This window comes from Acidocella sp. MX-AZ03, from assembly GCF_027626035.1.
Taxonomy (GTDB): Bacteria; Pseudomonadota; Alphaproteobacteria; order Acetobacterales; family Acetobacteraceae; genus Acidocella; species Acidocella facilis.
In genome coordinates this window covers 2,336,020-2,359,862 of the sequence record NZ_CP110774.1, presented here as the reverse complement: position 1 = coordinate 2,359,862, position 23,843 = coordinate 2,336,020, and the positions used below count along the sequence as shown (strand labels likewise).

Annotated in this window: 30 protein-coding genes and 6 pseudogenes; 25 read left to right on the top strand and 11 right to left on the bottom strand. The window is 67.3% G+C overall.

Annotated elements, in window-relative coordinates; genetic code table 11:
- Positions 1–28 precede the first annotated feature (28 nt).
- From GT370_RS13030 to GT370_RS12975, 16 genes and pseudogenes are all read left to right on the top strand, one after another.
- Positions 29–592 carry an XdhC family protein gene (locus GT370_RS13030; RefSeq protein WP_270183182.1) on the top strand — a complete coding sequence of 188 codons (564 nt, stop codon included), beginning with the start codon at positions 29–31 and terminating at the stop codon, positions 590–592.
- Positions 589–1,058 (top strand): annotated as a pseudogene (locus GT370_RS13025) (nucleoside deaminase). The gene GT370_RS13030 and the pseudogene GT370_RS13025 overlap by 4 nt, the downstream one beginning before the upstream one ends.
- Complete coding sequence (locus GT370_RS13020) at positions 1,039–1,716, top strand: cysteine hydrolase family protein (protein ID WP_270183181.1); 678 nt, start codon at positions 1,039–1,041, stop codon at positions 1,714–1,716. The pseudogene GT370_RS13025 and the gene GT370_RS13020 overlap by 20 nt, the downstream one beginning before the upstream one ends.
- A gap of 219 nt (positions 1,717–1,935) precedes the next feature.
- A pseudogene (locus GT370_RS21515) lies at positions 1,936–2,303 on the top strand (ATP-binding cassette domain-containing protein); the annotation flags it as partial.
- A 42-nt stretch (positions 2,304–2,345) separates the two neighbouring features.
- Positions 2,346–3,416 carry an ATP-binding cassette domain-containing protein gene (locus GT370_RS13015; RefSeq protein ID WP_442865541.1) on the top strand — a complete coding sequence of 357 codons (1,071 nt, stop codon included), beginning with the start codon at positions 2,346–2,348 and terminating at the stop codon, positions 3,414–3,416.
- Positions 3,400–4,131, top strand: coding sequence for an ABC transporter permease (locus tag GT370_RS13010; RefSeq protein ID WP_270183180.1), 732 nt, complete (start codon positions 3,400–3,402; stop codon positions 4,129–4,131). Before GT370_RS13015 ends, GT370_RS13010 begins: the two co-directional genes overlap by 17 nt.
- Complete coding sequence (locus GT370_RS13005) at positions 4,014–4,475, top strand: ABC transporter permease (RefSeq protein WP_333489947.1); 462 nt, start codon at positions 4,014–4,016, stop codon at positions 4,473–4,475. The genes GT370_RS13010 and GT370_RS13005 overlap by 118 nt, the downstream gene beginning before the upstream one ends.
- Entirely contained in the window at positions 4,472–4,855 is a 384-nt protein-coding gene (locus GT370_RS21510; protein WP_442865426.1) for an ABC transporter permease subunit, read from the top strand. The genes GT370_RS13005 and GT370_RS21510 overlap by 4 nt, the downstream gene beginning before the upstream one ends.
- Before the next feature lie 154 nt (positions 4,856–5,009).
- Complete coding sequence (locus GT370_RS21505; RefSeq protein ID WP_442865425.1) at positions 5,010–5,396, top strand: ABC transporter permease subunit; 387 nt, start codon at positions 5,010–5,012, stop codon at positions 5,394–5,396.
- Between the two features lie 27 nt (positions 5,397–5,423).
- On the top strand, positions 5,424–6,509 hold the full coding sequence (locus GT370_RS12995) for a BMP family ABC transporter substrate-binding protein (RefSeq protein ID WP_008494195.1): 1,086 nt from the start codon (positions 5,424–5,426) through the stop codon (positions 6,507–6,509).
- Positions 6,509–6,691, top strand: coding sequence for a DUF4089 domain-containing protein (locus GT370_RS12990; protein WP_008494196.1), 183 nt, complete (start codon positions 6,509–6,511; stop codon positions 6,689–6,691). Before GT370_RS12995 ends, GT370_RS12990 begins: the two co-directional genes overlap by 1 nt.
- A 6-nt stretch (positions 6,692–6,697) precedes the next feature.
- Positions 6,698–7,543, top strand: coding sequence for an amidase family protein (locus tag GT370_RS20940; protein ID WP_333489946.1), 846 nt, complete (start codon positions 6,698–6,700; stop codon positions 7,541–7,543).
- On the top strand, positions 7,489–7,749 hold the full coding sequence (locus tag GT370_RS20935; protein ID WP_333489945.1) for a hypothetical protein: 261 nt from the start codon (positions 7,489–7,491) through the stop codon (positions 7,747–7,749). Before GT370_RS20940 ends, GT370_RS20935 begins: the two co-directional genes overlap by 55 nt.
- The gene (locus tag GT370_RS20930; RefSeq protein ID WP_333489944.1) at positions 7,683–8,045 is read left to right on the top strand and encodes an amidase family protein; all 363 of its coding nucleotides are present in this window, start codon (positions 7,683–7,685) and stop codon (positions 8,043–8,045) included. The genes GT370_RS20935 and GT370_RS20930 overlap by 67 nt, the downstream gene beginning before the upstream one ends.
- Positions 8,042–8,434 (top strand): oxalurate catabolism protein HpxZ, encoded by a 393-nt coding sequence (hpxZ, locus tag GT370_RS12980; protein ID WP_008494199.1) that lies wholly within the window; start codon positions 8,042–8,044, stop codon positions 8,432–8,434. Before GT370_RS20930 ends, hpxZ begins: the two co-directional genes overlap by 4 nt.
- Positions 8,435–9,043 carry a TetR/AcrR family transcriptional regulator gene (locus GT370_RS12975; protein WP_008494200.1) on the top strand — a complete coding sequence of 203 codons (609 nt, stop codon included), beginning with the start codon at positions 8,435–8,437 and terminating at the stop codon, positions 9,041–9,043.
- A 50-nt stretch (positions 9,044–9,093) separates the two neighbouring features.
- Here the strand turns inward: GT370_RS12975 and GT370_RS20925 are convergent, their stop codons facing one another.
- On the bottom strand, positions 9,094–9,345 hold the full coding sequence (locus tag GT370_RS20925) for a hypothetical protein (RefSeq protein WP_333490101.1): 252 nt from the start codon (positions 9,343–9,345) through the stop codon (positions 9,094–9,096).
- A gap of 12 nt (positions 9,346–9,357) precedes the next feature.
- Positions 9,358–9,516, bottom strand: a pseudogene (locus GT370_RS20920) (nitronate monooxygenase); the annotation flags it as partial.
- A gap of 86 nt (positions 9,517–9,602) precedes the next feature.
- Between GT370_RS20920 and GT370_RS20915 the strand changes: the two are divergent.
- Both GT370_RS20915 and GT370_RS12965 read left to right on the top strand, forming a co-directional pair.
- Positions 9,603–10,013: a hypothetical protein gene (locus GT370_RS20915; protein ID WP_333489943.1), complete on the top strand. Its 411-nt coding sequence runs from the start codon at positions 9,603–9,605 to the stop codon at positions 10,011–10,013.
- A 136-nt stretch (positions 10,014–10,149) separates the two neighbouring features.
- Complete coding sequence (locus tag GT370_RS12965) at positions 10,150–11,319, top strand: MFS transporter (protein ID WP_240376607.1); 1,170 nt, start codon at positions 10,150–10,152, stop codon at positions 11,317–11,319.
- Between the two features lie 163 nt (positions 11,320–11,482).
- On the opposite strand, the gene GT370_RS12960 is transcribed toward GT370_RS12965, so the two are convergent.
- The 3 genes from GT370_RS12960 to nagA are packed head-to-tail and all read right to left on the bottom strand — an operon-like array spanning position 11,483 to position 14,030.
- Positions 11,483–11,995, bottom strand: a complete 513-nt coding sequence (locus GT370_RS12960; RefSeq protein WP_008494203.1) for a hypothetical protein — start codon at positions 11,993–11,995, stop codon at positions 11,483–11,485.
- Between the two features lie 29 nt (positions 11,996–12,024).
- Positions 12,025–12,687: an N-acetylmuramic acid 6-phosphate etherase gene (locus tag GT370_RS12955; RefSeq protein WP_270184392.1), complete on the bottom strand. Its 663-nt coding sequence runs from the start codon at positions 12,685–12,687 to the stop codon at positions 12,025–12,027.
- Entirely contained in the window at positions 12,639–14,030 is a 1,392-nt protein-coding gene (nagA, locus tag GT370_RS12950) for an N-acetylglucosamine-6-phosphate deacetylase (RefSeq protein ID WP_270183178.1), read from the bottom strand. Before nagA ends, GT370_RS12955 begins: the two co-directional genes overlap by 49 nt.
- Before the next feature lie 241 nt (positions 14,031–14,271).
- Here nagA and GT370_RS21500 point away from each other — a divergent pair.
- The 4 genes and pseudogenes from GT370_RS21500 to GT370_RS12940 all read left to right on the top strand — a co-directional run.
- Positions 14,272–14,430, top strand: a pseudogene (locus GT370_RS21500) (amidase); the annotation flags it as partial.
- Positions 14,431–14,525: 95 nt separating this feature from the next.
- Positions 14,526–14,615, top strand: a pseudogene (locus tag GT370_RS21495) (hypothetical protein); the annotation flags it as partial.
- A 77-nt stretch (positions 14,616–14,692) separates the two neighbouring features.
- A pseudogene (locus GT370_RS21490) lies at positions 14,693–14,857 on the top strand (amidase family protein); the annotation flags it as partial.
- A gap of 49 nt (positions 14,858–14,906) precedes the next feature.
- Positions 14,907–15,566 carry an amidase family protein gene (locus GT370_RS12940; RefSeq protein WP_270183176.1) on the top strand — a complete coding sequence of 220 codons (660 nt, stop codon included), beginning with the start codon at positions 14,907–14,909 and terminating at the stop codon, positions 15,564–15,566.
- On the opposite strand, the gene GT370_RS12935 is transcribed toward GT370_RS12940, so the two are convergent.
- Positions 15,563–16,414, bottom strand: a complete 852-nt coding sequence (locus GT370_RS12935) for a c-type cytochrome (protein ID WP_008494207.1) — start codon at positions 16,412–16,414, stop codon at positions 15,563–15,565. The two genes, GT370_RS12940 and GT370_RS12935, sit on opposite strands and share 4 nt — an antisense overlap.
- Positions 16,415–16,571: 157 nt before the next feature.
- On the opposite strand from GT370_RS12935, the gene GT370_RS12930 reads away from it, so the two are divergent.
- The 3 genes from GT370_RS12930 to GT370_RS12920 all read left to right on the top strand — a co-directional run bounded on the left by GT370_RS12930 (position 16,572) and on the right by GT370_RS12920 (position 18,237).
- Positions 16,572–17,327 carry a FadR/GntR family transcriptional regulator gene (locus GT370_RS12930; RefSeq protein ID WP_008494208.1) on the top strand — a complete coding sequence of 252 codons (756 nt, stop codon included), beginning with the start codon at positions 16,572–16,574 and terminating at the stop codon, positions 17,325–17,327.
- Between the two features lie 137 nt (positions 17,328–17,464).
- The gene (locus GT370_RS12925) at positions 17,465–17,665 is read left to right on the top strand and encodes a hypothetical protein (protein WP_008494209.1); all 201 of its coding nucleotides are present in this window, start codon (positions 17,465–17,467) and stop codon (positions 17,663–17,665) included.
- Between the two features lie 128 nt (positions 17,666–17,793).
- Positions 17,794–18,237: a hypothetical protein gene (locus GT370_RS12920; protein WP_008494210.1), complete on the top strand. Its 444-nt coding sequence runs from the start codon at positions 17,794–17,796 to the stop codon at positions 18,235–18,237.
- 78 nt (positions 18,238–18,315) lie between these two features.
- Here the strand turns inward: GT370_RS12920 and GT370_RS12915 are convergent, their stop codons facing one another.
- From GT370_RS12915 to GT370_RS12895, 5 genes are all read right to left on the bottom strand, one after another.
- Positions 18,316–19,563, bottom strand: a complete 1,248-nt coding sequence (locus GT370_RS12915) for a Dyp-type peroxidase (protein ID WP_270183175.1) — start codon at positions 19,561–19,563, stop codon at positions 18,316–18,318.
- The gene (locus GT370_RS12910; protein ID WP_008494212.1) at positions 19,560–20,672 is read right to left on the bottom strand and encodes a hypothetical protein; all 1,113 of its coding nucleotides are present in this window, start codon (positions 20,670–20,672) and stop codon (positions 19,560–19,562) included. The genes GT370_RS12915 and GT370_RS12910 overlap by 4 nt, the downstream gene beginning before the upstream one ends.
- A gap of 170 nt (positions 20,673–20,842) precedes the next feature.
- Positions 20,843–22,411, bottom strand: a complete 1,569-nt coding sequence (locus tag GT370_RS12905) for a response regulator (protein ID WP_008494214.1) — start codon at positions 22,409–22,411, stop codon at positions 20,843–20,845.
- Positions 22,412–22,421: 10 nt separating this feature from the next.
- The gene (locus tag GT370_RS12900) at positions 22,422–23,015 is read right to left on the bottom strand and encodes a chemotaxis protein CheB (protein WP_008494215.1); all 594 of its coding nucleotides are present in this window, start codon (positions 23,013–23,015) and stop codon (positions 22,422–22,424) included.
- On the bottom strand, positions 23,012–23,836 hold the full coding sequence (locus tag GT370_RS12895) for a CheR family methyltransferase (protein ID WP_008494216.1): 825 nt from the start codon (positions 23,834–23,836) through the stop codon (positions 23,012–23,014). Before GT370_RS12895 ends, GT370_RS12900 begins: the two co-directional genes overlap by 4 nt.
- Positions 23,837–23,843 lie beyond the last annotated feature (7 nt).

Below are 23,843 nucleotides of genomic sequence, written 5' to 3'. Positions count from 1 at the left end.
TTTTGCAGGCGGAGCCGGGGAGACGCTGGTGGCGAGGCTGGCGGAAGGGCGCATCGAGCGGGCCTATGGCGGGCGGCTGGCGACAAAGCTGCCGCAAGCGCGCGGGGCGTTGCCGGGGGCGGGGGCAAGCTTTGTCGAGCCGGTGGAGATCACCAGCCGGCCTGTGCTGCTGTTTGGGGCCGGGCATGTCGGCCAGGCGATGGCGCGGGTGTTTGCCGGGCTGCCGCTTTCGCTCGGCTGGTTCGATGTGCGGCCGGAGCTGGCCGGGCTGCCCGGGCTGGTCTGCTGCACGGCGGAGGAGATGCAGGCGCTGCTGGCAGAGGCGCCGCCGGAGGCGGCGGTGCTGGTGCTCACCCATGACCATCAGCTGGATTATGCCCTGGTGCGCGCCGCCTTAAGCGGGCCGGCCGGGTTTGTCGGCATGATCGGCTCGGGCACCAAGCGGTCGCGGTTTCTCGCGCGGCTGGCGGCGGACGGGGTGGACCCGGCGCGGCTGACCTGCCCGATCGGTTTGGCGGGGGTGGCCGGCAAGCAGCCGGAGGTGATCGCGGTTTCGGTCGCGGCACAGCTTTTGAGCCTGGAGGGCGGATGAGTTTGGATGAGGATTTGCTGCGGCGGAGTTTCGCGGTGGCGGCAAAGGCGCGCGAGGCGGGGTGCCACCCGTTCGGCGCGCTGCTGGCCGGGCCGCAGGGGCGGTGCTGATGGAGCAAGGCAACGGGTTTCTGCCCGACCATGACATGACCGGCCATGCCGAGCGCATCCTCGCCGGGCGGGCCAGCATTGCCTATGGCAGCAAATTCCTGGCCGAGTGCACGCTTTATTCCAGCGCCGAGCCCTGCGCGATGTGCGCCGGGGCGATCTATTGGGCCGGGATCGGCCGGGTGGTGTACGGGCTCAGCGAAGCGGCGCTGAAGGCGCTGACCGGGGACCATGCGGAGAACCCGACGCTTGATCTGCCCTGCCGCACGGTGTTCGCCGCCGGGCAGCGGGCGGTCGAGGTGGTCGGCCCGCTGCTGGAGGATGAGGCGCTGGCGCTGCATGACGGGGTTTGGGCATGAGCCGGGAGATTGCAGCCAGGCCGCGCCCTTTGTGCTGGATATCGGCCGCGTGGCGCTGGTGATCATCGACATGCAGCGGGATTTTCTGGAGCCGGGCGGGTTTGGCGCGGCTTTGGGCAATGATGTGACGAAGCTGCGCGCCGCCATCGGCCCCATCGTAACCGTGCTGGCGGCGGCCCGGGCGGCAGGGATTTTGGTGGTGCATACGCGCGAAGGCCACCGGCCGGATCTGGCGGATCTGCATCCGGCCAAGCATCGGCGGGCGGCGGGGATCGGCAGAGCCGGGCCGATGGGGCGGATTCTGGTGCGCGGCGAGGCCGGGCACGGCATCATCGATGATCTGGCGCCGGCTGATGGCGAGCCGGTGGTGGATAAGCCGGGCAAGGGCGCCTTCTATGCCACCGATCTGGAGACGATCCTGCATAAGCGCAGCATCACCCAGCTGATCCTGGCCGGGGTGACGACGGAGGTGTGCGTGCATACCACGCTGCGCGAGGCGAATGATCGCGGCTTCGAATGTCTGGTGCTGGAAGATGGCACCGCCTCCTACTTCCCGGAGTTTCATCGCGCGGCACTGGAGATGGTCGCGGCCCAAGGCGGCATTTTCGGCTGGGTCGCGGCGAGTGCGGATGTCGCGGCGTCGCTGGCAGGGGCCTGATTCTATTGCAGCTTCGTGTCAGTCTGGCTACGCTTTGGGCAGGATGGGTTGCCTGCTTCATAGCCATTGCCGGTTGCGGGCGGGATCGATGCTGGCCTGAATATTGCTTGGAGGTTGCGCGATGGCCCTGGTTTGAACCGCTCTGTTGCTGAAGACGCGCCATTGCTGGCGTTGCGGGGCATCGTCAAGCAATTCCCCGGCACGCTGGCGAATGACCATGTGGACCTGACCATCGGCCAGGGCGAGATCCATGCGCTGCTGGGCGAGAACGGTGCGGGCAAATCGACGCTGGTGAAGATCATCTATGGGGTGATGAAGCCGGATGCGGGAGTCTGCGCTGGCGGGGACAGGAGGTGGCGATCAACAGCCCGGCCCAGGCGCGCGCGCTGGGCATCGGCATGGTGTTCCAGCATTTCTCGCTGTTCGAGGCGCTGACGGTCGCGGAGAATATCGCGCTGGGGCTGAATGATCCGAAGGACCGGGAGAATCTCGAGGGCCGGATCGCCGAGATTTCCAGCCGTTACGGGCTGCCGCTGGACCCGCATAAGGCGGTGCATGATCTCTCCGTCGGCGAGCGCCAGCGCATCGAGATTGTGCGCTGCCTGCTGCAGAACCCGAAATTGCTGATCATGGACGAGCCGACCAGCGTGCTCACCCCGCAGGAGGTGCAGGCGCTGTTCGCCACGCTGCGGCGGCTGCGCGCCGAGGGCTGCTCGATTCTCTATATCAGCCACAAGCTGGAAGAGATCCGCAGCTTGTGCGAGGCGGCGACGATCATGCGGCTGGGCAAAGTGGTGGCGCAGTGCGACCCGCGCGAGAAGACCGCCCGCGAGCTGGCGGAGCTGATGATCTCGGCGAAGCTGAAAACCCAGGATTATTCGCAGAAACACAGTGCCCAGGGGCCGGAGCGGCTGGTGGTAAGTAAGCTGACCATCCGCTCCAACCAGCAATTCGGCACGGATTTGAAGGAGATTTCCTTCGCCGTGAAAGGCGGGGAGATTTTCGGCATCGCCGGGATCGCCGGGAATGGCCAGAGCGAGCTGATGGATGCGCTTTCGGGTGAAATTCCCGCCGGCGCGCCGGGGAATATTCTGCTGGATGGCGCCCCGGTGGGGCTGGAGCGGCCGCGGGCGCGCAGGCGGCGCGGCGGCTGTTTTCTGCCCGAGGAGCGCAACGGCCATGGCGCGGTGGGCGGGATGAGCCTGGCCGAGAACGGCTTTCTTTCCGCCCATATACGCGGCGCGCTGGGGCGGTTTGGTCTCATCAATAAGCGCCGGACCCAGGAATTCGCGGCCAAGGTGATTTCCGCCTTCGATGTGCGCACCACCGGGCCGCTGGCGGAGGCGCGTTCGCTCTCCGGCGGCAATCTGCAGAAATTCCTGGTCGGGCGGGAGGTGTTGCAGCAGCCGGGCGTGCTGGTGATCTCGCAGCCGACCTGGGGGGTGGATGCCGGCGCGGCGGCGGCGATTTACGAGGCCCTGGTGGCGCTGGCCCAGGCGGGTACGGCGATCGTGCTGATCTCGCAGGATCTGGACGAGATTTTGCTGTTATGCGACCGCATCGCGGTGATCGCGGCGGGGCGGCTTTCCGAGGCGATGGATGTGAAGGATGCGACGATCGAACGGATTGGCCTGTTGATGGGCGGCACGCAGACGGGCCAGGATCAAGCCGGGGAGGCGCAGCATGTTGTTCCGGCTTGAACCGCGCGGCGAGCGCTCGGGCTTCTGGTCCATCGGCTCGCCGGTTTTGGCGATTTTGCTGACCATCGTGACGATGATGGTGATCTTCGCGCTGCTCGGCAAGCCGCCTGTGCAGGGGATCGAGACCTTCCTGATCACCCCGATCGCCAATGTCTCGGGCCTGTCCTCGCTGGCGGTGCGGGCGGCGCCTCTGATCATGATCGGGGCGGGGCTGGCTTTGTGCTACCGGGCGAATGTCTGGAATATCGGCGGGGACGGGCAGTTCACCATGGGCGCGCTGGCCGGGGCCGGCGTGGCGCTGGCGCTGCCCAATGGCGCGTTCTGGTGGGAATATCCGCTGGTGCTGGCACTCGGCGTGCTGGGTGGCATGGTCTGGGCCGGGCTGGTGGCCTGGCTGAAGCTGAAATTCAACGCCAATGAAATTCTGACCTCGCTGATGCTGGTCTATGTCGCCAATCTGATCCTGGTCTGGCTGGTGACCGGGCCGTGGCGCGATCCGCAGGGCTTCGGCTTTCCGCAATCGGCGATGTTCGGGGCGGGGCGACGACTCCGGATTTTGGCAGCACCTCCATCCATCTCGGCTGCGCGCTGGCGCCGGTGCTGGCGCTGGTGCTGTGGCAGATTCTGGGGCGCTCGGTGCTGGGGTTTCAGCTGCGGGTGGTGGGGCAGGCACCGCGGGCGGCGCGCTTTGCCGGGTTTTCCAATGCAAGGCTGACCTGGATCGCGCTTTTGGTCTCGGGCGGCTTGTCCGGGCTGGCGGGGATCATCGAAGTCACCGGGCCGATCGGGCAGCTGACCACCACCATCACCCCGGGCTATGGGTTTTCCGCCGTCATCGTCGCGTTTCTGGGGCGGCTGCATCCGGTCGGGGTGATTTTCGCCGGGCTGCTGCTGGCGCTCTCTTATCTCGGTGGCGATGCGGCGCAGATCAATCTCAACATGCCCAACGCCATCACCGGGATTTTCCAGGGTGTGCTGCTGTTTTATCTGCTGGGGGCGGATGTGCTGATCCTGCACCGCGTCCGGCGCATCCGCCCGCGCGCGACGGAGGCCGCATGATCCTCTCCATGGTCACAACCTTGGCGGTGTCGGTCGTCGCCGCCTCCACGCCGCTGCTGATTGCCGCCTCCGGCGAGCTGGTGGCGGAGAAATCCGGGGTGCTCAATCTCGGCGTCGAGGGGATGATGCTGGTCGGCGCCATCGCCGGTTTCGCCACCGCGCATCATAGCGGCAGCGCCATGCTGGGGGTTGGGGTGGCGGCGCTGGCGGGGGTGTGCATCGCGATGATCTTCGCGCTGCTCAGCCTCTCCTTCCTCGCCAACCAGGTGGCGACCGGTCTGGCGCTGACGATTTTCGGGCATGGCTTCGCGGCCTTGCTGGGGCGGGCTATGTCGGCATTTCCGCGCCGGTTTTGCACCCGATCGCGATCCCGCTGCTGAGCGCCATTCCGGTGCTGGGGCCGGTGTTGTTCGATGAAAATATCCTGGTCTATTTCGCCTTCATCATGCTGGCGGTCATCGCCTGGTTCCTCAACCGCACCCATGCCGGGCTGATCTTGCGCGCGGTGGGGACAGCCACGATGCCGCGCATGCGATGGGCTATCCGGTGCTGCGCATCCGCTACGCCGCGGTGGCGTTTGGCGGGGCGATGGCGGGGATCGCCGGGGCGTATTTCTCGCTCTTCTATTCGCCGCTCTGGTCGCAGGACCTCACCGCCGGGCGCGGCTGGATCGCGCTGGCTTTGGTGGTGTTCTCCGCGTGGCGGCCGCTCTGGCTGCTGGTCGGCGCCTATCTGTTCGGCGGCATCACCTTCTTCTCGCTGTATGTCCAGGGGCTGGGGATTTCGGTGCCCTCGCCCTTGGTCTCCGCCTTGCCTTATGTCGGCACCGTGCTGGTGCTGGTGCTGATCTCGCGCGATGCGCGGCGCATCCGGCTCAACCAGCCCGCCTGCCTCGGCAAATATTTCCACGCCACAGCCTGAGCTTCACGAAAAGGAAGGAGCAACATCATGTCTTCACTCAAACGCCGTGGCTTTACCGCCATGCTGGGGGCCTCGGCCCTGGCCGCACCCGGCATTATCGGCGCCGCCCGCGCCGCCGCACCGCTGAAGGTGGGGTTTGTCTATGTCGGCCCGGTCGGGGATTTCGGCTGGAGCTACCAGCATGATATCGCCCGCAAGCAGGCGCAGGCGGCTTTGGGGGGCGCCATCGAGACCTCTTATGTCGAGAATGTGCCGGAAGCGCCGGAATGCCAGGCGGTGTTCGAGAGCCTGGTCGCCTCCGGCCATAAGCTGATCTTCGGCACCTCGTTCGGCTATATGAACTATATGGTGAAGGTGGCGGCGAAGCATCCTGATGTGATGTTCGAGCATTGCACCGGCTATAAGCAGGCCAAGAACCTCGCCATCTATGACATCCGCTATTACCAGGGGCGCTATATCCAGGGCGTCATTGCCGGGCATATGTCGAAGACCGGCAAGATCGGCTATGTCGCCTCCGTGCCGATCCCGGAAGTGGTGCAGGGCATGGATGCGGTGCTGCTGGGTATGCGCTCGGTGAACCCGCAGGCGCAGCTGAAATTCATCATGGTCGATAGCTGGTACGATCCGGGCAAGGAAGGCGATGCCGCGAAGGCGCTGATCGACCAGGGCTGCGACGTGCTGACCCAGCATACTGACAGCCCGGCGCCGCTGCAGGTGGCCGCCAGCCGCAACATCCCGGCCTTTGGCGAGGCGACGGACATGATCAAGTTCGCGCCGAAGAACCAGCTCACCGCCGATGTGAATGAATGGGGCGGCTATTACATCAAGCGCTGCAAGGCAGCCCTGGCCGGCACCTGGAAGACCGAGAATACCTGGGGCGGCTTTGCCGATGGCATGCTGGCCATGGCGCCCTACACCAACATGCCTGACAGCGTGGCGGCGGCGGCGAAGCAGGCGGTGGCGGATATTTCCTCCGGCAAGAACAAGATCTTTGTCGGCCCGCTGACCGACCAGACCGGCAAAATCTTCCTGCCCGCCGGCCAGGTGATGGATGACAACACCCTGACCGGGCTGCAGACGCTGGTGCAGGGTATCGACGGCAAGCTCTCCTGATGAGCGCGCCGGACGAAGCCGCCTATCTGGCGGCGGCGTCGAAATTGCTCGGGCTGCCGATCCGGCCCGAGCACCAGGAGGCGGTGCAAACCGCCTTCGCCGTGCTCTGCGCCCAGGCGGCGCTGATCCGGGATTTTCCGCTGCCGGCGCAGACCGAGGCGGCGCCGCGTTTTACCCCCTGAGGCGATATGGAATTTTTTGAGCTGAGCGCGGTGGAGATCGCCACGCGGGTGCGGGCGGGCAAGCTCTCCGCCTCGCAGGTGCTGGCGGCGCATATCAGGCGCATCGAGGCGCTGGACCCGGTGCTGAACTGCTTCACCGGCAAAACCTTTGAGCGGGCGCGGGCCGAGGCGGCCTGGGTGGATGCCACCGTGCAGGCGGGGGGCGATCCCGGCCCGCTGGCCGGGGTGCCGTTCGCGGTGAAGAACCTGTTCGACATTGTCGGGCTGCCGACGCTGGCGGGCTCGAAAATCCGCCGCGAGGCGGCCCCGCCCAAGCAGGATTCGCCGCATGTGCAGCGGCTGAACGAGGCCGGGGCGGTGCTGCTCGGCGCCTTGAACATGGACGAATTCGCTTATGGCTTCGTCACCGAAAACGCCCATGACGGGCCGACGCGCAACCCGCATGACACCACGCGTATCGCCGGCGGCTCCTCCGGCGGCTCGGCGGCTTCGGTGGCGGCGGGGTTGTGCGTGCTGGCGCTGGGCTCGGACACCAACGGCTCGATCCGCCTGCCCGCCGGGCTGACGGGCATTTACGGGTTGAAGCCGAGCTACGGCCGGGTGACGCGGGCGGGGACGTTCCCGTTCGTTGACAGCTTCGACCATATCGGCCCGTTCGCGCGTTCGGCGGCGGATCTGGCGCTGGCTTATGATGTGCTGCAGGACGAGGATGAAGCCAGCCCGGTTCTGGGCGAGGCGGCCGATGCGGCGCGGGTGGCGGTGCTGGATGACTGGTTCCAGCACGGGCCAGTGCTGAGATGCTGGAGGCGGTGCGGATCGTCGCCGATGCGCTGGGCGGCACGCAGAGCGTGACGCTGCCGGAGGCGAAGCGGGCGCGGGCGGCGGCGTTCTGCATTTCCGCCTTCGAGGGTGGGCAGCTGCATAAGCCCAACCTGATCGCAAGGCCGCAGGATTATGATCCGGCGACGCTGCCGCGGCTGATCGCGGGGCGTTGCAGCCGGCAGAGACGATTTATCAGGCGCAGCGCTTCCGCGCCTGGTTCCGGGAGCAGGCGCTGAAATTGTTCGAGCGCCATGATCTGCTGCTGGCACCTGCCACGCCGATCACCGCGCCTTTGATCGGCCAGCCAAGTTTCGAGCTGGCCGGGGAACAGGTGCCGCTGCGCGCCAATATCGGGCTTTATACCCAGCCGATCAGCTTCATCGGGCTGCCGGTGGTGTGCGTGCCGGTGGCCTCAAGCGGATTGCCGCGCGGGGTGCAGATCATCGCCGCGCCTGGGCGTGAGGCGCTGGCACTGGCGGCGGCGGCGCGGCTGGAGGCGGCGGGGGTGCTGGCGGCGAAGGTGGTCGGGTGATCATCGACGAGCCGGCGGCGAAGGCCGAGCTGGAGGATTTGTTCGCCGCCTATGAGCGGGCCTTGATGGCCAATGATATCGAGGCGCTGAACGGGTTTTTCTGGCCGAGCCCGCAGGCGCTGCGCTTTGGCGATAACGGGGCGGCTTACGGGATCGAGGAGATCGCCGCGTTTCGCCAAGGGCGGGCCGGCGGCTCGCCGAAGCGGCGGCTGATCAATACCCGCATCGTCGCCTTCGGGCCTGACCACGGGGTCGCCACCACCGAGTTCGAGCGCGAGGGTGAGGCGCGGCGTGGGCGTCAGACGCAAATCTGGGTTCGGTTTCAGGATCTTGGCTGGCGAATCGTCAGCGCCCATGTCTCTCTGGTAACGACCGACACCGGAGCCTGAATGCCGCAAGCTTTGTCAGAAGACCGTCTCGCGGAAACCCGCGAGAAAATCGTGCGCGTGGCCGAGCGCCAGGCGGTGGCGCAGGGGCTGGAGAATGTCTCCACCCATTCGATCGCGCGTGAGCTGGGCTGGTCCGCGACGGCGCTGTATCGCTATTTCCCGAACAAGGAGGCGATTCTGGCCGCCGCCCGGGCGCGGGCGCTGAACCGGCTCTCCGAGGCACTGGAGGCGGCCATCGGCGGGCCCGGCGATGTCTGGGAGATTTCGCGCGCGGTCGGGGATGCGTATGTCGCCTTCGCCTTCGAGAATCCGGATGCCTACCGGCTGATCTACGCGCTCAACCAGCCGGACCCGGATGAGTATCCGGAATTCAGCGCGGCGCTGGCGCGCGCCCGGGGGAACATGACGCTCTATGTCGAGCGCATGGTGGCGCAGGGCGGGCTGGAGACGGATGCCAGCGTGCTCGGGCATCTGTTCTGGGCTGGGCTGCACGGGCTGATCACGCTGGAAATGACCGGCAAGATCCGCTCCGAGACGCTGAATTTCACCAGCTTGCGCCATGAGATGATGCGCGCTCTGGTGCGCGGCACCCGCCCCAGGCCGGATTAGCGGATCAGGCGTTCGTCTCGGCGCCGAGGTGTGCCAGCGCGGCCTGGTATTCATCGCGCAGCCGGGCGATCAAGGTGGCGGCGGGACGATGTCGCGCACAGCGCCGATGCCCTGGCCAGCCCCCAGATATCCCGCCAGGCCTTGCTGCCATTCACCACCTGGCTCCATTCCATTTTCGCCGGGTCGGCGCCGGCCAGCAGGGCCGGGTCCAGCCCCGCCGCCTTGATGCTGGGGATCAGGTAATTGCCGTGCACCCCGGTGAAGAGGTTGGAATAGAGGATGTCCTTGGCGCTGCTCTCCACGACCATTTGCTTATAGGCGGCGGGGGCGTCGGCCTCCTGCGTGGCGATGAAGGCGGAGCCGATATAGGCCAGATCCGCCCCCAGGGCGCGGGCGGCGGCGATGGAGCGGCCATTGGCGATGGCGCCGGAGAGCGCCAGCGGGCCATCGAACCAGGCGCGGATTTCCTGCACCAAGGCGAACGGGTTGATGGTGCCAGCATGGCCGCCGGCCCGGCGGCCACCGCGATCAGCCCATCCGCGCCGCGCGCGACGGCTTTGTGGGCAAATTCATCGTTGATGACATCATGCAGCACCAGCCCGCCATAGCCATGCACCGCCTCATTCACCTCCGGCATCGCGCCGAGCGAGGTGATGATGATGGGCACCCGATATTTCACGCACAGCGCCAGATCCTCCTGCAGGCGCGGATTGGTCTTGTGGACGATGAGATTGACCGCGAAGGGGGCGTCCGCGTCGGTCAGTTCCGCGCGCAGGCGGGTCAGCCACTCTTCCAGCACGCCGGAGGGACGGGCATTGAGCGAGGGAAAGGCCCCGACGATGCCGGCTTTGCATTGCGCGATGACCAGCTCCGGCCGGGAGATGATGAACATCGGCGCGGCGATGGCGGGCAGAGACAGGCGGGGTTCCAGCCAGGCGGGCAGGGTCATGGGCACGGTTCCTTGGAATAATGGCGATTATTAACGCCGTTAACCATAGCCAGCCATATTTTCCCGGGCAGGGCAAGGGCTTGACCGGCGGCGCGCATCCTCCCACATGGCGGCAAGCCCGTCCCGGGGCCTTCCGAACAAATCGAGTATGGGGCTGATGGATCAAAACCTCCCGCGTGCGGGCAATGCCGGGCTGGCCTTGCTGGCGCTTTCCACAGGCGGGTTCGCCATCGGCACCACCGAGTTCGGCACGATGGGGCTGGTGCCCTATTTCTCGCAAGGGCTGCATGTGGATATCGCCCAGGCCGGGCGGGTGATCAGCGCCTATGCGCTGGGGGTGGTGGTGGGCGCGCCGATCCTGTGCGTGGCGGCGGCGAAGCTGCCGCAGCGGCGGCTGCTGATCGGGCTGATGGTGCTGTTCGCGCTCGGCAATCTGCTCAGCGGTCTGGCGCCGAGCTTTGGCTGGATGCTGGTGTTCCGCTTCCTGGCCGGGCTGCCGCATGGGGCGTATTTCGGCGTCGCCTCGCTGGTCGCGGCCGAGCTGGTGCCGGCGGAGAAGCGCACCCAGGCGATTGCCAGCGTCATCACCGGGCTGACGGTGGCGACGATTTTCGGCGTGCCGCTGGCCAATGCCATCGGCCAGTTGCTGAACTGGCGGCTGGCCTTCGTGCTGGTGGCGGTGCTGGCGCTGGTGACGGCGGTGATGGTGTGGAAGCTGGTGCCGCGGCGCGATAATAGCGGGGAACCCGCGAAGAACCCGCTGGATGAGCTGGACGCGCTGAAGAACAAGCATGTCTGGCTGACGGCGGCCATCGGCGCGATCGGCTTTGGCGGGATTTTCGCGGCCTATACCTATTTCGCCTCTACTTTCCTGCAGGTGACGCATGGCGCGCCTTATCTGGTGCCGCTGGTGCTGGGCTGTTTCGGGGTGGGGATCACGGTGGGGAATATCCTCACCGCGCGCTTCGCCGACAAGGCGCTGATGCCGACGGTGGCGGGGGTGCTGATCTGGAGTGCGGCGGCGCTGGCGCTGTATCCGTTGATGACCGGGCATGTCTGGAGCATGTGCCTGGCGGCCTTGCTGATCGGCGGCGGCGGCGGGTTGGGCTCGCCCTTGCAGGCGCGGCTGATGCTGGTGGCGGGCCGGGCGCAGACGCTGGCGGCGGCGCTGAACCAGAGTGCGATGAACGTGGCCAATGCGCTCGGGCCATTGCTGGCGGGGGTGGCGATCAGCCTGGGGGCGGCGCTGCCGCAGACCGGGTTGGTGGGGTGCCTGCTGGCGCTGGCCGGGCTGGTGATGTGGTGGCTGGCGCTGCGGGCGGTTTAATCCGGGGGAAAAGTTATAAAAATTTTTTGGTGCCGCTTTTTTTCAAAAAAGCGGCGAAAACGTGCGGGGGGGGGCACCTAAGCCGTCAAAACCCCAGACGTTCTGAAGCCCTTTTTGAAAAAAGGGCTTCACTCCAAAAACTTTTGCAAATTTATTTAGTCTCTTAGCGCACCGGGATGGTGGCGTAGCGCAGCTCGCCCACCCGCTCCAGCGGCGGCGCCTCGCGGCAGCAGATCAGCCAGTAGGGCAGCACCAGCAGCAACGTCCAGGCGAAATTGCCGATCAGCTGGGCATGGGCTTCCAGCGGCCATTGGGTCGGGAACAGCACCAGATCCAGCAGCCACAAGGTTCGCCAGAGCAGCCCCGAAAGGCGCACCGCCGGGGCGACATGGGCGCGCCGGCCGGTGCGGGCCTGCTGGCTGTTGATTTGCAGATGCGCGGCCCCGGCCATGATGCCGAGGCAGATCATGTCTTCGAAAAAATCCGAGGTGTAGGGGCGGTCGAACAGATGCACCCAGAGCAGCCCGGCGAGGGCGCCGGCGCCGGTGGAGATGCGGGCCAGGGTGAAAAGCGGCAGGCCGAACAGCCAGGCCGCGTAATCGACCCCCGGCTGCAACAGCCGGTCTATGATGAAATCGTCCGCCTTTCTTGCGAAACCGATGATATTCCCGGCCATTTCTTCGTCCCGTCAGACCGAATCCACGCTCAATCCATAGTCAAAGCCCGCCGCAGCGAGCCACCCGCCGCCGCCAGCCTCGCCCGCGCCAGATCCGGCGCCAGGCCAAGCCTGATGGCCAGCACGGCAAGTTTAACATGCATGTCGCACGCCTCCAGTTCAAGGCTTGCGGTTTGCTCATCCACGCCGGTCAGCCCGGTCACCATCCGCACCGCCCGGCGGCGCAGCTTGGCGTTGCTGGCCCGCATATCCACCATGAAAGGTCCAAAGGTTTTATTAAGACGGATCATCACGGTGGAGGAGAGGATGTTCAGCGCGATCTTTTCCGTGGAGCCGGCGGAAAGGCGGGTGGAGCCGGCGATGATCTCCGGGCCGGAGAGGATTTCCACGGCGATCCGCGCGGCGGCCGCCATCGGTGAGGCCGTATTGTTGACGATGGCGCCGGTGAGCCCGCCCAGCCCCGCAGCATGGCGCAGCGCCGCCAGCGTGTAAGGCGTGGAGCCGGAGGCGGCGATGCCGACCAGCGCGTCCCTCTCGCAGAACCGCTGCGCGTCGAGGGCGGCGCGGGCGGCGTCCTCGTCATCCTCCGCGCCCTCGGCGGCCTGGATGAAGGCGCCCTCGCCGCCGGCCAGCAGCGGCACGATCAGCCCGGGCGCGACCCCGAAGGTGGGGCGGCATTCCACCGCATCCAGCAGCCCGAGCCGGCCGGAGGTGCCGGCCCCGGCGTAAAACAGCCGCCCCCCGCCGCGAGCCGGGCCGCCACGGCATCCGCCAGCCGGGCCAGGGCCGGGGAGGTGCTGTTCAGCGCGCGCTGGGCGGTGGCTTCCTGGGTGAGGAAGAGGCGGATGATCTCCTCGGTGGGGCGGGCTTCCAGGTCCAGCAGCTCCAGGCGCGGGGCCTCGGTGCCGCGCGGCGTGGCCGGGCTGCCGGGCTGGCCGGCCTGCCAGACCTGCAAGGCCTGGAAATCCTCCGACCACCAGACCAGATCCGCCGCCGCCCCCGGCGCGATGCGGCCAAGGTTGAGGCCGAGCGCGTCGGCGGGGCGGGAGGTGGCGGCGGCCAAAGCGATTTCCGGGGCGATGCCCCAGAAGATCATCCGGCGCACCCCTTCATCCAGCGTGATCGCGGCGCCGGCGATGGTGCCATCCGCCCGGTGGCCGACGCCATCCGGCCCGAGAATGGCCGTCGCGCCGCCAAATTCCAGTTCCGCGCCAGGCTCCAGCCCGGCCAGAGCGATGGAATCCGTCACCGCGATGGCGCGCGGGCAGGCGGCGAAGGCGATCTGCAGCAAAGCCGGATCGACATGCACGCCATCGACGATGAGGCAGGGGGCGAGAAGCGGGTCGGTGAGGCCGATGCCGGGCGCGCCGGGGGCGCGGTGGCCGAGCGGGGATTGGGCGTTGAAGAGATGCGTCACCAGCCGCGCCCCGGCCGCCACCCCGGCGCGCATCTGCGCGGCATCGGCATTGGTGTGGCCGAGCGAAACGCGGATGCCCGATGCTGTGAGCCGGGCGATGGCGGGCAGCGCGTACTCCAGCTCCGGGGCCAGGGTGAGCAGCTTCAGCACGGCGGCGGCGGGGCCGTCCAGCAGCTCATCCAAAGCCGCCTGGTCCGGCAGGCGCAGCCAGTCCGCCCGGTGGGCGCCGCGCTTGGCGGGGGCCAGGAACGGGCCTTCCAGATGCAGCCCGAGCAGGCCGGGGTGACGCGCCATGGCGGCGCGCAGCCGGGTTGCGGCTTCAGCGATGGCCGGCAGAGGCTGGGTGATGATCGTGGGCAGCACGGAGGTGACGCCGCGCGCGGCGAGGCCGGTGGCGAATTTGTCCCATTCCGCCGGCGTGGCGCTGGCGCAATCCACCCCGAAGGCGCCGTTATTATGCAGATCGATCAGCCCCGGCCCAAGGATGCCATGTTGCAGCTCCAGGTCCGGATTGGCGGCGCCTGGGTGGATGGCGAGGATGCGCCCGGCCGCGATTTCCACCGTGGCCGGGCCGGTGAAACGCTCACCATCGAAGAGTGTCTGGGCAAAAATCCGCATGGTCCGGCCTTGTTCGATCTCTGCCGCCCTTCTGCGGCCAGGGCGGGGGCGGGGCAAGGGAGCAGGCCAGATCGGCGGATAAAAATCGCCGCTGGCCCCTTGCCGGGCGCCGCCGGGAGTGCTGGCCTGGGCGCCTGTGAATGCAAGAGGTGATGCATGGATGCGCTGCCCCCGCCCCTGAGCTTTGCCAGCTCGATGCCGCCGCGCTGGCGACGGCGTACCGCAGGCGCGATCTCTCCCGGTGGAGGTGACCAAGGCGGCGCTGGCACGGGCCGAGGCGATCAACCCCGCCCTCAACGCCTTCACCTTTCTCGACCGCGACGGCGCGCTGGCGGAGGCCAAGGCGTCCGAGGCGCGCTGGCGGATGGGCGCGCCGCTCTCCGAGGTCGATGGGGTGCCGACGACGTTGAAGGATATCGTCTGGGTGCAGGGCTGGGCGGTGCGTTATGGCAGCGAGACCACCGACGCCACGCCCTGGCGGAGGATGCGCCTGCGGTGCGCAAGCTGCGCGAGGCGGGCTGCGTGTTCATCGGCCAGACGACGACGCCGGAATTTGGCTGGAAGGCGCTGACCGACAGCCCCGCCTTCGGCATCACCCGCAACCCGCATGACCCCTCCAAGACCTCCGGCGGCTCCTCCGGCGGGCGGCGGTGGCGGCGGCGATGCAGGCGGGGCGGTTGCATTTGGGCTCGGATGGCGGCGGCTCGATCCGGGTGCCGGCGAGTTTCTGCGGGATTTTCGGGATCAAGCCGAGTTTTGGGCGGGTGCCGGCCTATCCGGCGAGCGCCTTCGGCACGGTGGCGCATATCGGCCCGATGGCGGCGAATGTCGCGGACGGTTTGGCGATGCTGAAGGCGATGTCCGGCCGGGACCGGCGTGACTGGAACCAGGGGGCGGGCAGTTTCCGGGGCTGGAGGCTGCCCCGCTTTCGCCCAAGGGCTGAAGATCGGCTATTGGCGCATCCCGCCTTCGGGGGCGCTGGATGCGGAGCTGGGCGCGATCATCGATGCCAGGATCGCAGAGCTGGCGGGGCAGGGGGCGGAGATTTCGCCCTTCACGCTGCCGGGCGGCGATTTGCTGGACTTGTTCCATGACCATTGGTTTTCCGGGGCGGCGACGCGCCTGGCGGGGGTGCCGGAGGCAAAGCGCGCCGGGATCGATCCGGGGTTCCTGGAAATCGCCGCGCAAGGGGCGCGGATGAGTGCGGTGCAGCTGGTGCGCGCCCAGGTGCGCCGGGCGGATTTCGGCGCGGCGATGGATGCGGCACTGGCGGAGTATGATTTCATCCTCTCGCCGGGCACCGCCATTCCGGCTTTCGAGGCCGGGGCCGAGGTGCCTTCGGGCGCCGGGCTCACGCGCTGGACCGAATGGGCCGGGTTCAGCTACCCGGTCAACCTCACCCAGCAGCCCGCCGCCGTGGTGCCGTGCGGCAAGACCAAGGCCGGGCTGCCGGTGGCCCTGCAGATCATCGGCGGGCGCGGCGAGGATGGAAAGGTGATGGCGCTGGCGGCTTCGCTGGAGGCGCTGTTCGCTTAAGGCGTCTGACCTTGCAGGGTGGCGGCGGATAGCCCGGCTTTTTTCAGATTGCTGGCGACGCTGTCCGTCTCGCTGCGCACCTTGGCGTTATAGGCCTGGCCGGGCGGCAGATGGTCCTGCAGCACGAAATCCGGCCGGGGCTGGGTGTCGACATAAAGCGCCACCTGGAAGGCTTGCTGTTCGCTGAGATGCGGGTTGCCGAGCGGCATATTGCCCTTCACCCAGGTGGCGAGCTTGGCGATGTTGGCCAGCCCCGCCCCGGCATTATAGCTGCGCGCGCCCCAGACCGGCGGGAAGCTGCCCATGCCGGCGCCGTTGGCGCCGTGGCAGGCGGCGCAGTTCTGCTTGTAGAGCGTCTGGCCGGCGGCATAGTCCGCCGCAGTGGCGGCCTTCACCATCGCCGGGTAGGGGCTGGGGGTGGGCGTGGCGAGCGCTTCCACTTTCTTGTCGCGGTCCAGCCAGTCGATATAGGCGGCCATGTCCACCACCACGGCGCTGTCCGTGCTCGGCCGCTTGCCGTTCATGCTGCGCATGAAGCAATTGGCGATGCGGTCCTCCAACGTGATCACCGCCCCCTCGCGCGGCGAGAAGGAGGGGTATTCGCTGGCGGTGTTGAGGAAATTACCGGGATGATCGTTATTGCCGGCATTAGTATGGCAGTTGGCGCAGGTGAGCGCGTTGCCGATATAGCCCTTCGAGGCGGCATTGGTGCCGGTCTGCATGATCAAGTCATGGCCGCTTTGAATGGCGGCGCCGAGCGGGCCGGGCGGCAGGCCCTGCAAAGGCTGCGCCGCCGCGGGCAGGTTGGCGAGGCTGAAAAGGAAGGTGGTGATGAATAGCTTGCGCATGATTCGCTCCCGTTTGTCCGAGCTCTATCACTTTTGTAATGAAGCGGAAATGACCGGAACGAGAAAATCCTGGCTTTACGCGCGCGAAGGGTGCGGTTCGGGCCTTCGCCTGTGCGCGTGGCTGGGGTAATCTCGCGCCAAAAGGAGATTTGCCACGGTGGCCCACGCCCCGACCAAGACGATGATGCCGCCGATGGCGGAGCCGCCGAGCCTGGTGCTCACCCGCCGCCAGCGCATGGGCGACCAGCTTTATGGCCAGATCCTGGAGCAGATCCTCTCCGGCCGCCTGCCCGAGGGCACCAGGCTGCCGGCGGAGGTGGATCTCTGCAAGATGTTCGGCGTCTCCCGCCCGGTGGTGCGCCAGGCCTTGCAGCGTCTGGGCGCGGATGGGCTGGTGCAGGCGCGCCAGGGCTCGGGCACCTACGTGATGGCGCGCCCGGCGGAGCGGCTGGCCAGTTTCGCGGCGCCTGAGCAGGTCGCGGATTATCTGCGCTCGGTCGAGGTGCGGGTGGTGCTGGAGGGGAGCGCGGCGGAACATGCGGCGGAGCGGCGCAATGCCGGGGAGCTGGCCGCCATCGAGGCGGCGCACGCGCATTTCCGCCAGGAGGCCGAGCGCGGCGTGCTGACCCCGGCCGGGGATCTGGCGTTTCACATGGCCATCGCCCGGGCCAGCGGCAATCATTTCTATGCGAGCGCGATGGAGCATCTGCACCAGGCGGTGAGCGGGTTCATGAGCGTCTCGCTCAGCCTCACCCGCACCAGCCCGCGCGAGCGCGCCAGCGTGGTGCTGCGCGAACATGAGCTGATTCTGGAAGCGATCCGCGGCCAGGACGGGGCAACGGCGCGCATCGCCATGCAGTTTCACATCACCCAGGCCCGGCGGCGGATGGTGGACCATCATCGCGACGATTGAGCCGCGGGCGCCGCGCTCCTCGCGTTTCATGAAGCGGCTTTAACCGGTCCCCCAGCCGCCTTTGCCTGGCGCATGCGCTATAAGGGGGCGGGCCCGTGTGGCCGCCGATCGTCAAGATGTGATGGAGGATCGTTGAAATGGCTCTGCAAACCAGTTCCGCCCATGCGCGTGTGCGCGAGCGCTTGTTCGTGATGTGGGAAGAGGCGGGGAGCGACCCCGATGCCGCCTACCAGCTCTGGCATAAGGTCCGCCCGCTGCTGGAGGATCGCGGGATCTCCGCTGTCGCCCGGCCGCCTGCCTCCCGGCAGGCGCCGCCGCGAGAAGCAAGGCGGCGCTGAGCGCCAGGCTGAGCCCCAACGCTGAGGCCAGCCCGGCCTTGGGGGAGACGCGTGGGTTTGGCAAAAAATGAGTTACAATCTTCCGTTAAATTTGAGCTTGTAACCTTTTTTGCGAAGAGGGTGGTTCGATGCGTTATCTCTTGAAACCGCTTGCTGTACTGTCCGCCCTGGCGGTGGGGGCGCTGGCCCTGCCGGGGCGCGCCCAGGCGCATGATGGCTGGCATGGTGGCGGTTGGGGATGGGGGATCGGGATCGACGTGGCGCCGATCGTGGTGCCGGGGCCTTATGTCTATCCGCCTTATTACGCCCCGCCGCCGGTTTATGTCGCGCCGGCCCCGGCGCCGGTGCCGGATGGCTATTATGAGCCTTATCCGGGCTATATCGCGCAGGCGCCGGTCGCGCCCGTGGCGCCGGTGGCCCCTGCCGCGCCCGTCGCGCCGGCCGATGCGGGGGCGGCGCAATCCTGCCATGCCGGCGCTTATATCTGCCCGATGGAGGTGAGCGTGCCGGTGGGCGGGCGCTGCTATTGCCCGGGCAATGATGGCGTGCGCCAGTACGGCACCGCCCAGTAATTTCCGCCCTCCGTGGGTGAACGCGAAAGGGCTTCAGCGTCGCGCCGAAGCCCTTTTTGCCGCCCGGATGCAGGTGCGTCAGGCCGCGAAGAGCGGCGCGCCGATATAGCTGCCCGGCTGCGCCCCTGGCGGGCAGGCGAACACGGCGCTGCCGACATGGGTGGTGAACTGGTTCAGCGCGTCGAATTTCGACATTTTGTCGAAAATCTTGATGAAGCCGTTGCGCGGGTCTTTCTGATAGGCCTGGAAGAACAGGCCGGACTCGAACTCGATCCCCTGCGTCCAGGGCGGCCAGCGCTCGGCGGTGAAATCGGCGCCGTTATTATAGCCGTAAGAGCGGCGCAGGATCTGCGCGCCATCATTCAGTGCCGCCGCGCCCAGCCTGGCATGGGCGGTTTGCGGGATGACATAATTGCCGTCGCTGTCGGTGGCGTTGAAATTCGGCGTGTCGAACTCGCGCGTGCCGCCGAGCGGGGCGCCGCTGGCCTTGTGGCGGCCGAAGGTCTGCTCCTGGAAGCCGACCTTCATCCGGTCCCAATGTTCCAGGGCGATGCGGATGCGCCGCGCCACCATGTAGCTGCCATTCTGCATCCAGCCGGCATCCGCCCCGGCCCAGACCACCGCATCCATCTCATGGCCGGTCGGGTTCATGGTGCCGTCCTTGAATCCCATCAGATTGCGTGGCGTGCCCTTGCTCCGCGGGGCGGTGGAGAAGCCGGTCTGCACCCATTTCAGCGTCGCGGTGCCGTAGGCGAGGCGGGAGAGTTGGCGCACGGCGTGGAAGGCCACCTGGGGATCGTCGGCGCAGGCCTGCACGCAGAGCGCGCCGCCGCACTGGCCCGCCACCAGCTGGTCGCCGTTGAAGGCGGGCAGATCCACCAGCGCCGCCGGGCGGCGGGCGGCCAGCCCGTAACGGTCCTTGCCGTTCAGCGTGAACAGATCCGGGCCGAAGCCGAAGGTGAGGGTGAGCCGCGCCGGGGTCAGCCCCAGCGCCTCGCCGCTATCGAGCCCCGGCTCGTCCTCCTGCTGGGTGCCGGGCTCGGCCGGTAGGCCGGCGGTCATCCGGGCCGATGCCGCCGTCCAGCGTTGCAGCAGGACGATCAGCTCGGCGCGGTGTTCGGTTTCGAGATCGAAGGACGCGAAATATAGGGCACTCTGCATCGGGGTGGTGATGCCCTGCTGGCGGGGGCCATAGAATGGCAGGGTGGTCCCGGCCGCCTGCATCCGCGCGGCGGCGGCGGCGGGCAGGCTGGCGGCGGCGCCCGCCAGCCCGGCCGTGCCGAGGAAGCGGCGCCGCGAGGGCGCCTTGGGTGTATCCGTGCTCATTGCGCCAGCTGCACCGTGTTCATGTCGTCCTCGACATAATAGAGCCCCTTGCCGTCCGGCGTCGTCACCAGACCGAACAGGTCGCCACTGCCCGGCGGGGTCTGGGCCTGGTCCTTATCCAGCCATTTATCGCCGATCTGCTGGCCCGAAGCCGGGTCGATCTCGACGGCGCGGCCATCCAGCCCGTTCACCGCGATCAGGTTGCCGTTCGGGGTCATGGTCAGGGCCAATGGCCGGTTCAGCAGCCCGCCCTTGCTGACCTCGGTGCCGGTGCCGGCACTGTCCGTCCGGGTGGCGGCGTCGGTGATCTTGACGATGCGGTTGCCGATCGCGTCCGAGACATAGAGCGTGCCATCCTTGCCCAAGGCCAGGCCGGTGGGGCCGACTAGGAAGACGCTGGCATCCGCCTGGGCGCCGAAGCCAGTGCCGATCACGGTCTGGCTCGTCACTTCAGGCGGTTTGCCGGCGGGAATGTTCAGCTCCAGCCGCAGCACGGTGGCGGTGTTCTGCACGGGCTGGCCGGTGGCGCCGATGCCAAAGCCGGCATTGGAAAGGAAGAGTGTGGCTTTGTCGCCCTCATCGATCCAGGCCATGTTGCCCCACGGATCGTCGATATCCGGGCCGGCCAGCGTGCCCGCCAGCTTGCCGCTGGAATCCAGCAGGATCAGGCAGCCTTTGCCCAGCGTCTTGGTGGTGCCGTCGGTGGAGGGGGCGGAGCCGACGATGACCCAGCCGGATTTCAGCACCGCCATGGCGGTGGAAAGCCCGACCCCGCCGGGGCAGCCGGCGAGCTTGGCGGGCAGGGTGGCGAAGGTCGTCGTCTGCCTGGTGGCGGGGCGGTAATCGATGATCGTGGTGCCGGTGCCCTGCAGATTGGCCTTGTTGTTGAAATTATCCACCAGCAGGTCGCCCTTTTGCAGGCTGCCGGCGGAGACCGGGGAGACCGCCATGGCGTAGGGGTTCTGGTCGCCGTTGGCCGGCACGGTGGAGGTGATCAGCCGCTCATGCTTCAACCCGCCGAGATAGCCAGGTCCGGGATGGTCGGTCTGGGCATAGGCGGGCAGGGCCAGGGTCAGGCCGAAGAGGGTCAGCAGCGTGCGTGAGGGCATAAAATCAGTCTCCCAGGTTTCTAAAAGAGAATGAAAACCATTCTCAATTAAAACGCAATAGGAGATGATAATAATTCTCAGTTGAGGGGCGGGTCAGACCCGCGCGGTGGCTGGAGCGCGCCGACCGTAAACGGTCAGCGCGCTCCAGATCTTTGTTTTGGCGAGCAACTTTATGGCCCTGACTGAGTCCAGTGAGGGTCATGTTGCGCTATGTCGGCGATCAGCGCTTCCAGCGCCTCGAAGGAGACCGGCTTGACCAGATGATGGTCGAACCCGGCCTCGGCGGCGCGTTCCTTGTCGCGCTCCTGGCCCCAGCCGGTCTGGGCGACGATCTGAATGCCCCGCAAGGCGGCCTCCTGGCGCAGGAGGCGGCAGACCTCATAGCCGTTCAGCCCGGGCAGGCCGATATCCAGCAGGATGATATCCGGCCGGTAGCGCCGTGCCGCGTCCAGCGCGCCGTGCCCGTCATGCAGCAGCTCATAGTCGTGGCCCATCTCGTCGAGCATCCAGCCGACGGTCTGCGCCACTTCGACTGTGTCATCGACGACCAGGATGCGCCGCGGGCCGGAAGCGGGGGCGCTGGCGGCGGGGGCCGGCGCGGCCAGAGGCGGCGCCTCGATCAGCTGCATGCGGATGGTGAAGCGGCTGCCCTGGCCGGGGCCAGCACTCTCCACGCTGATCTGCCCGCCTTGCAGCGCCGCCAGCTGCTGCGCCAGCGCCAGACCGATGCCAAGCCCGCCCTGCGCCTGGTGGCGATGCGCATCGATCTGGGTGAAAAGCTGAAAGACCGACTCCAGCATCTCGGCGGGAATGCCCATGCCGTCATCGATGACGCTGATCACCGCCGCCTCGCCCTCCTGATGGGCATCCAGCGTGATATGGCCGCCGGCAGGGGTGTATTTGGCGGCGTTGTTGAGCAGATTGCCGATGATCTGCGCCAGCCGGGAGAGATCCGCCTGCAGCCAGAGCGGCGTCTGCGGCTGCAGGACGGTGAGGTTGTGGCCGGCGGCGGCGATCAGCGGCTGGCTGGTCTCCAGCGCCAGGCGCAGCACATCGCTCAGTGGCACCGGCGCCAGGCGCAGCTCGATCTTGCCCTGGCTGATGCGCGAGACATCCAGCAGATCGTCGATCAGCCGCACCAGCTGCGTCAGCTGGCGGTCCATCATCGCGTGGATGTCGGCGGCCTGGTCGCGGCCGGGGTTGCGCCGCAGCAGGTCCAGCCCGTGGCGCAGCGGCGCCAGCGGGTTGCGCAGCTCATGCGCCAATGTCGCGAGGAAATCATCCTTGCGCCGGTCGGCGTCGCGCAGCGCCTCGGCCTGCTGGCGCAGCGTGTCGCGCTGTTCGGCCAGCTGCTGGCGCTGGCGGTAGAGCTCGAAAAACACCTCGGCCTTGCTGCGCAGAATATCCGGCTCGATCGGCTTATAGATGAAATCCACCGCGCCGGCGCCATAACCCTGGAAACGGCGCTGCGTGTCCGAGGCGCCGGCGGTGACGAAGATGATCGGGATGCGCCTGGTGCGCTCATTGCCGCGCATCAGCTCGGCCAGCTCGAAGCCGTTGAGGCCTGGCATCTGCACATCCACCAGCGCCAGCGCCACGTCATGGGTCAGCAGCAGCTCCAGCGCCTCGTCGCCCGAGCGCGCCTTCAGCAGCACCAGCCCGTCGCGGCGCAGCAGCGCGTCCAGCGAGAGCAAATTCTCTTCAAGATCGTCGACCAGAAGGAAATAGACGGGTGCCATATGCGGTCTCTCAGTTCTCATCGACGGGCGGCATCGCCGCCAGCTCTTGCAGATAGGCGGCGACGCCGCCGGGTGTGACGATACGGGCCCGCGGGCAGGCCGCCAAAGCCGCCTCCGGCATGGCGGCGGCGAAGGCGGTTTTCGGGTCCTGCACGGCGACCTGGCCGCCGGCGGCTTCAACCGCCCGCAGGCCCCTTGCCCCATCCTCATTCGCGCCGGTGAGCACCAGCGCGGCCAGGGCCGGGCCATACACATCGGCGGCGCTCTCGAACAGAATATCGATCGCGGGGCGCGAATAGAGCACCGGCTCATCCGCCGACAGGGCCAGAGCCTGCTCGGTCTCGACCAGCATATGATAATTCGGCGGGGCGAAATAGATTGTGCCGGGCTCGATCGGCTCCTTGTCCTCCGCCTCGCGCACCCGCATCTCGCAGCGGCGCGCGAACAGCTCCGCCAGCAGGCTTTTGCGGTCCGGCGGCACATGCACCACCACGAAAACCGGCAGCGGGAAGCTGGCGGGCAGGGCGGGCAGGAACGTGCCCAACGCCTCCAGCGCGCCGGCGGAGGCGCCGATGACCACGGCACGGCAGCGTCTCGCGCTCATCCGTCGCGCCTCTGGTAAAGCCGCTCCTCGCGGTTGAATTCGCTGAAGGCATCGGCATGGGCGCAGAAGCGCAGATTCTCCTTCGCCCCCAGCCCAAGAAACCCCTTGCGGGAGAGCGAATCCTTGAACAGCCCGATGGCGCGGTCCTGCAAAGTGCGGTTGAAATAGATCAGCACGTTGCGGCAGGAGATCAGATTCATCTCGGCGAAGACCGCGTCGGTGACCAGGCTGTGATCGGCGAAGAGCACGCGCTCGCGCAGGGATTTATCGAACACCGCGCGGCCGTAGCCGGCGCTGTAATAGTCCGAGAGCGAGGATTTGCCGCCAGATTTGCGATGGTTTTCGGTGAAAAGCTGGATCCGTTCCAGCCCGTAAATGCCGGCGCGGGCGCGGGCCAGCGCGTCCTGATTGATGTCGGTGGCATAAAAGATCGTGCGCTCCTCCAGCCCTTCCTCGCGGAACAGGATGACGAAGGAATAGAGCTCCTCGCCATCGGCGCAGCCGGCGATCCAGAGTTTCAGCGACGGGTAAGTGCGCAGATGCGGGATGACGGTTTCGCGGATGGCCTTGAAATAGCTCGGGTCGCGGAACATTTCGCTGACCTGCACGGTGAGATAGCCCAGCATGTGCGGCAGCATCGTCTCGTCATGCAGCAGCCGCTCCTGCAGCGCCGAGATGCTGGCAAAGCCCATCTGCTCGCGCGCCAGCCGCAGCCGGCGTTTGATCGAGGTGGCGGCGTAATGGCGGAAATCGTAATGATAGCGCAGATAGAGCGCTTCCAGCAGCAGCTGGATTTCGATCTCCTCGACCTGGTCAGTCATTGGCGCG

Bases quoted from the DNA above. Each gene is read 5' to 3' on its own strand.
- GT370_RS13020 (WP_270183181.1), top strand. From the start codon at position 1,039: ATGACGGGGTTTGGGCATGAGCCGGGAGATTGCAGCCAGGCCGCGCCC.
- GT370_RS13015 (WP_442865541.1), top strand. From the start codon at position 2,346: ATGGACGAGCCGACCAGCGTGCTCACCCCGCAGGAGGTGCAGGCGCTG.
- GT370_RS13010 (WP_270183180.1), top strand. From the start codon at position 3,400: ATGTTGTTCCGGCTTGAACCGCGCGGCGAGCGCTCGGGCTTCTGGTCC.
- GT370_RS21510 (WP_442865426.1), top strand. From the start codon at position 4,472: ATGATCCTCTCCATGGTCACAACCTTGGCGGTGTCGGTCGTCGCCGCC.
- GT370_RS21505 (WP_442865425.1), top strand. From the start codon at position 5,010: ATGGGCTATCCGGTGCTGCGCATCCGCTACGCCGCGGTGGCGTTTGGC.
- GT370_RS12995 (WP_008494195.1), top strand. From the start codon at position 5,424: ATGTCTTCACTCAAACGCCGTGGCTTTACCGCCATGCTGGGGGCCTCG.
- GT370_RS12990 (WP_008494196.1), top strand. From the start codon at position 6,509: ATGAGCGCGCCGGACGAAGCCGCCTATCTGGCGGCGGCGTCGAAATTG.
- GT370_RS20940 (WP_333489946.1), top strand. From the start codon at position 6,698: ATGGAATTTTTTGAGCTGAGCGCGGTGGAGATCGCCACGCGGGTGCGG.
- GT370_RS20935 (WP_333489945.1), top strand. From the start codon at position 7,489: ATGCTGGAGGCGGTGCGGATCGTCGCCGATGCGCTGGGCGGCACGCAG.
- GT370_RS12975 (WP_008494200.1), top strand. From the start codon at position 8,435: ATGCCGCAAGCTTTGTCAGAAGACCGTCTCGCGGAAACCCGCGAGAAA.
- GT370_RS12965 (WP_240376607.1), top strand. From the start codon at position 10,150: ATGGATCAAAACCTCCCGCGTGCGGGCAATGCCGGGCTGGCCTTGCTG.
- GT370_RS12960 (WP_008494203.1), bottom strand. From the start codon at position 11,995: ATGGCCGGGAATATCATCGGTTTCGCAAGAAAGGCGGACGATTTCATC.
- nagA (WP_270183178.1), bottom strand. From the start codon at position 14,030: ATGCGGATTTTTGCCCAGACACTCTTCGATGGTGAGCGTTTCACCGGC.
- GT370_RS12935 (WP_008494207.1), bottom strand. From the start codon at position 16,414: ATGCGCAAGCTATTCATCACCACCTTCCTTTTCAGCCTCGCCAACCTG.
- GT370_RS12925 (WP_008494209.1), top strand. From the start codon at position 17,465: ATGGCTCTGCAAACCAGTTCCGCCCATGCGCGTGTGCGCGAGCGCTTG.
- GT370_RS12920 (WP_008494210.1), top strand. From the start codon at position 17,794: ATGCGTTATCTCTTGAAACCGCTTGCTGTACTGTCCGCCCTGGCGGTG.
- GT370_RS12915 (WP_270183175.1), bottom strand. From the start codon at position 19,563: ATGAGCACGGATACACCCAAGGCGCCCTCGCGGCGCCGCTTCCTCGGC.
- GT370_RS12910 (WP_008494212.1), bottom strand. From the start codon at position 20,672: ATGCCCTCACGCACGCTGCTGACCCTCTTCGGCCTGACCCTGGCCCTG.
- GT370_RS12905 (WP_008494214.1), bottom strand. From the start codon at position 22,411: ATGGCACCCGTCTATTTCCTTCTGGTCGACGATCTTGAAGAGAATTTG.
- GT370_RS12900 (WP_008494215.1), bottom strand. From the start codon at position 23,015: ATGAGCGCGAGACGCTGCCGTGCCGTGGTCATCGGCGCCTCCGCCGGC.
- GT370_RS12895 (WP_008494216.1), bottom strand. From the start codon at position 23,836: ATGACTGACCAGGTCGAGGAGATCGAAATCCAGCTGCTGCTGGAAGCG.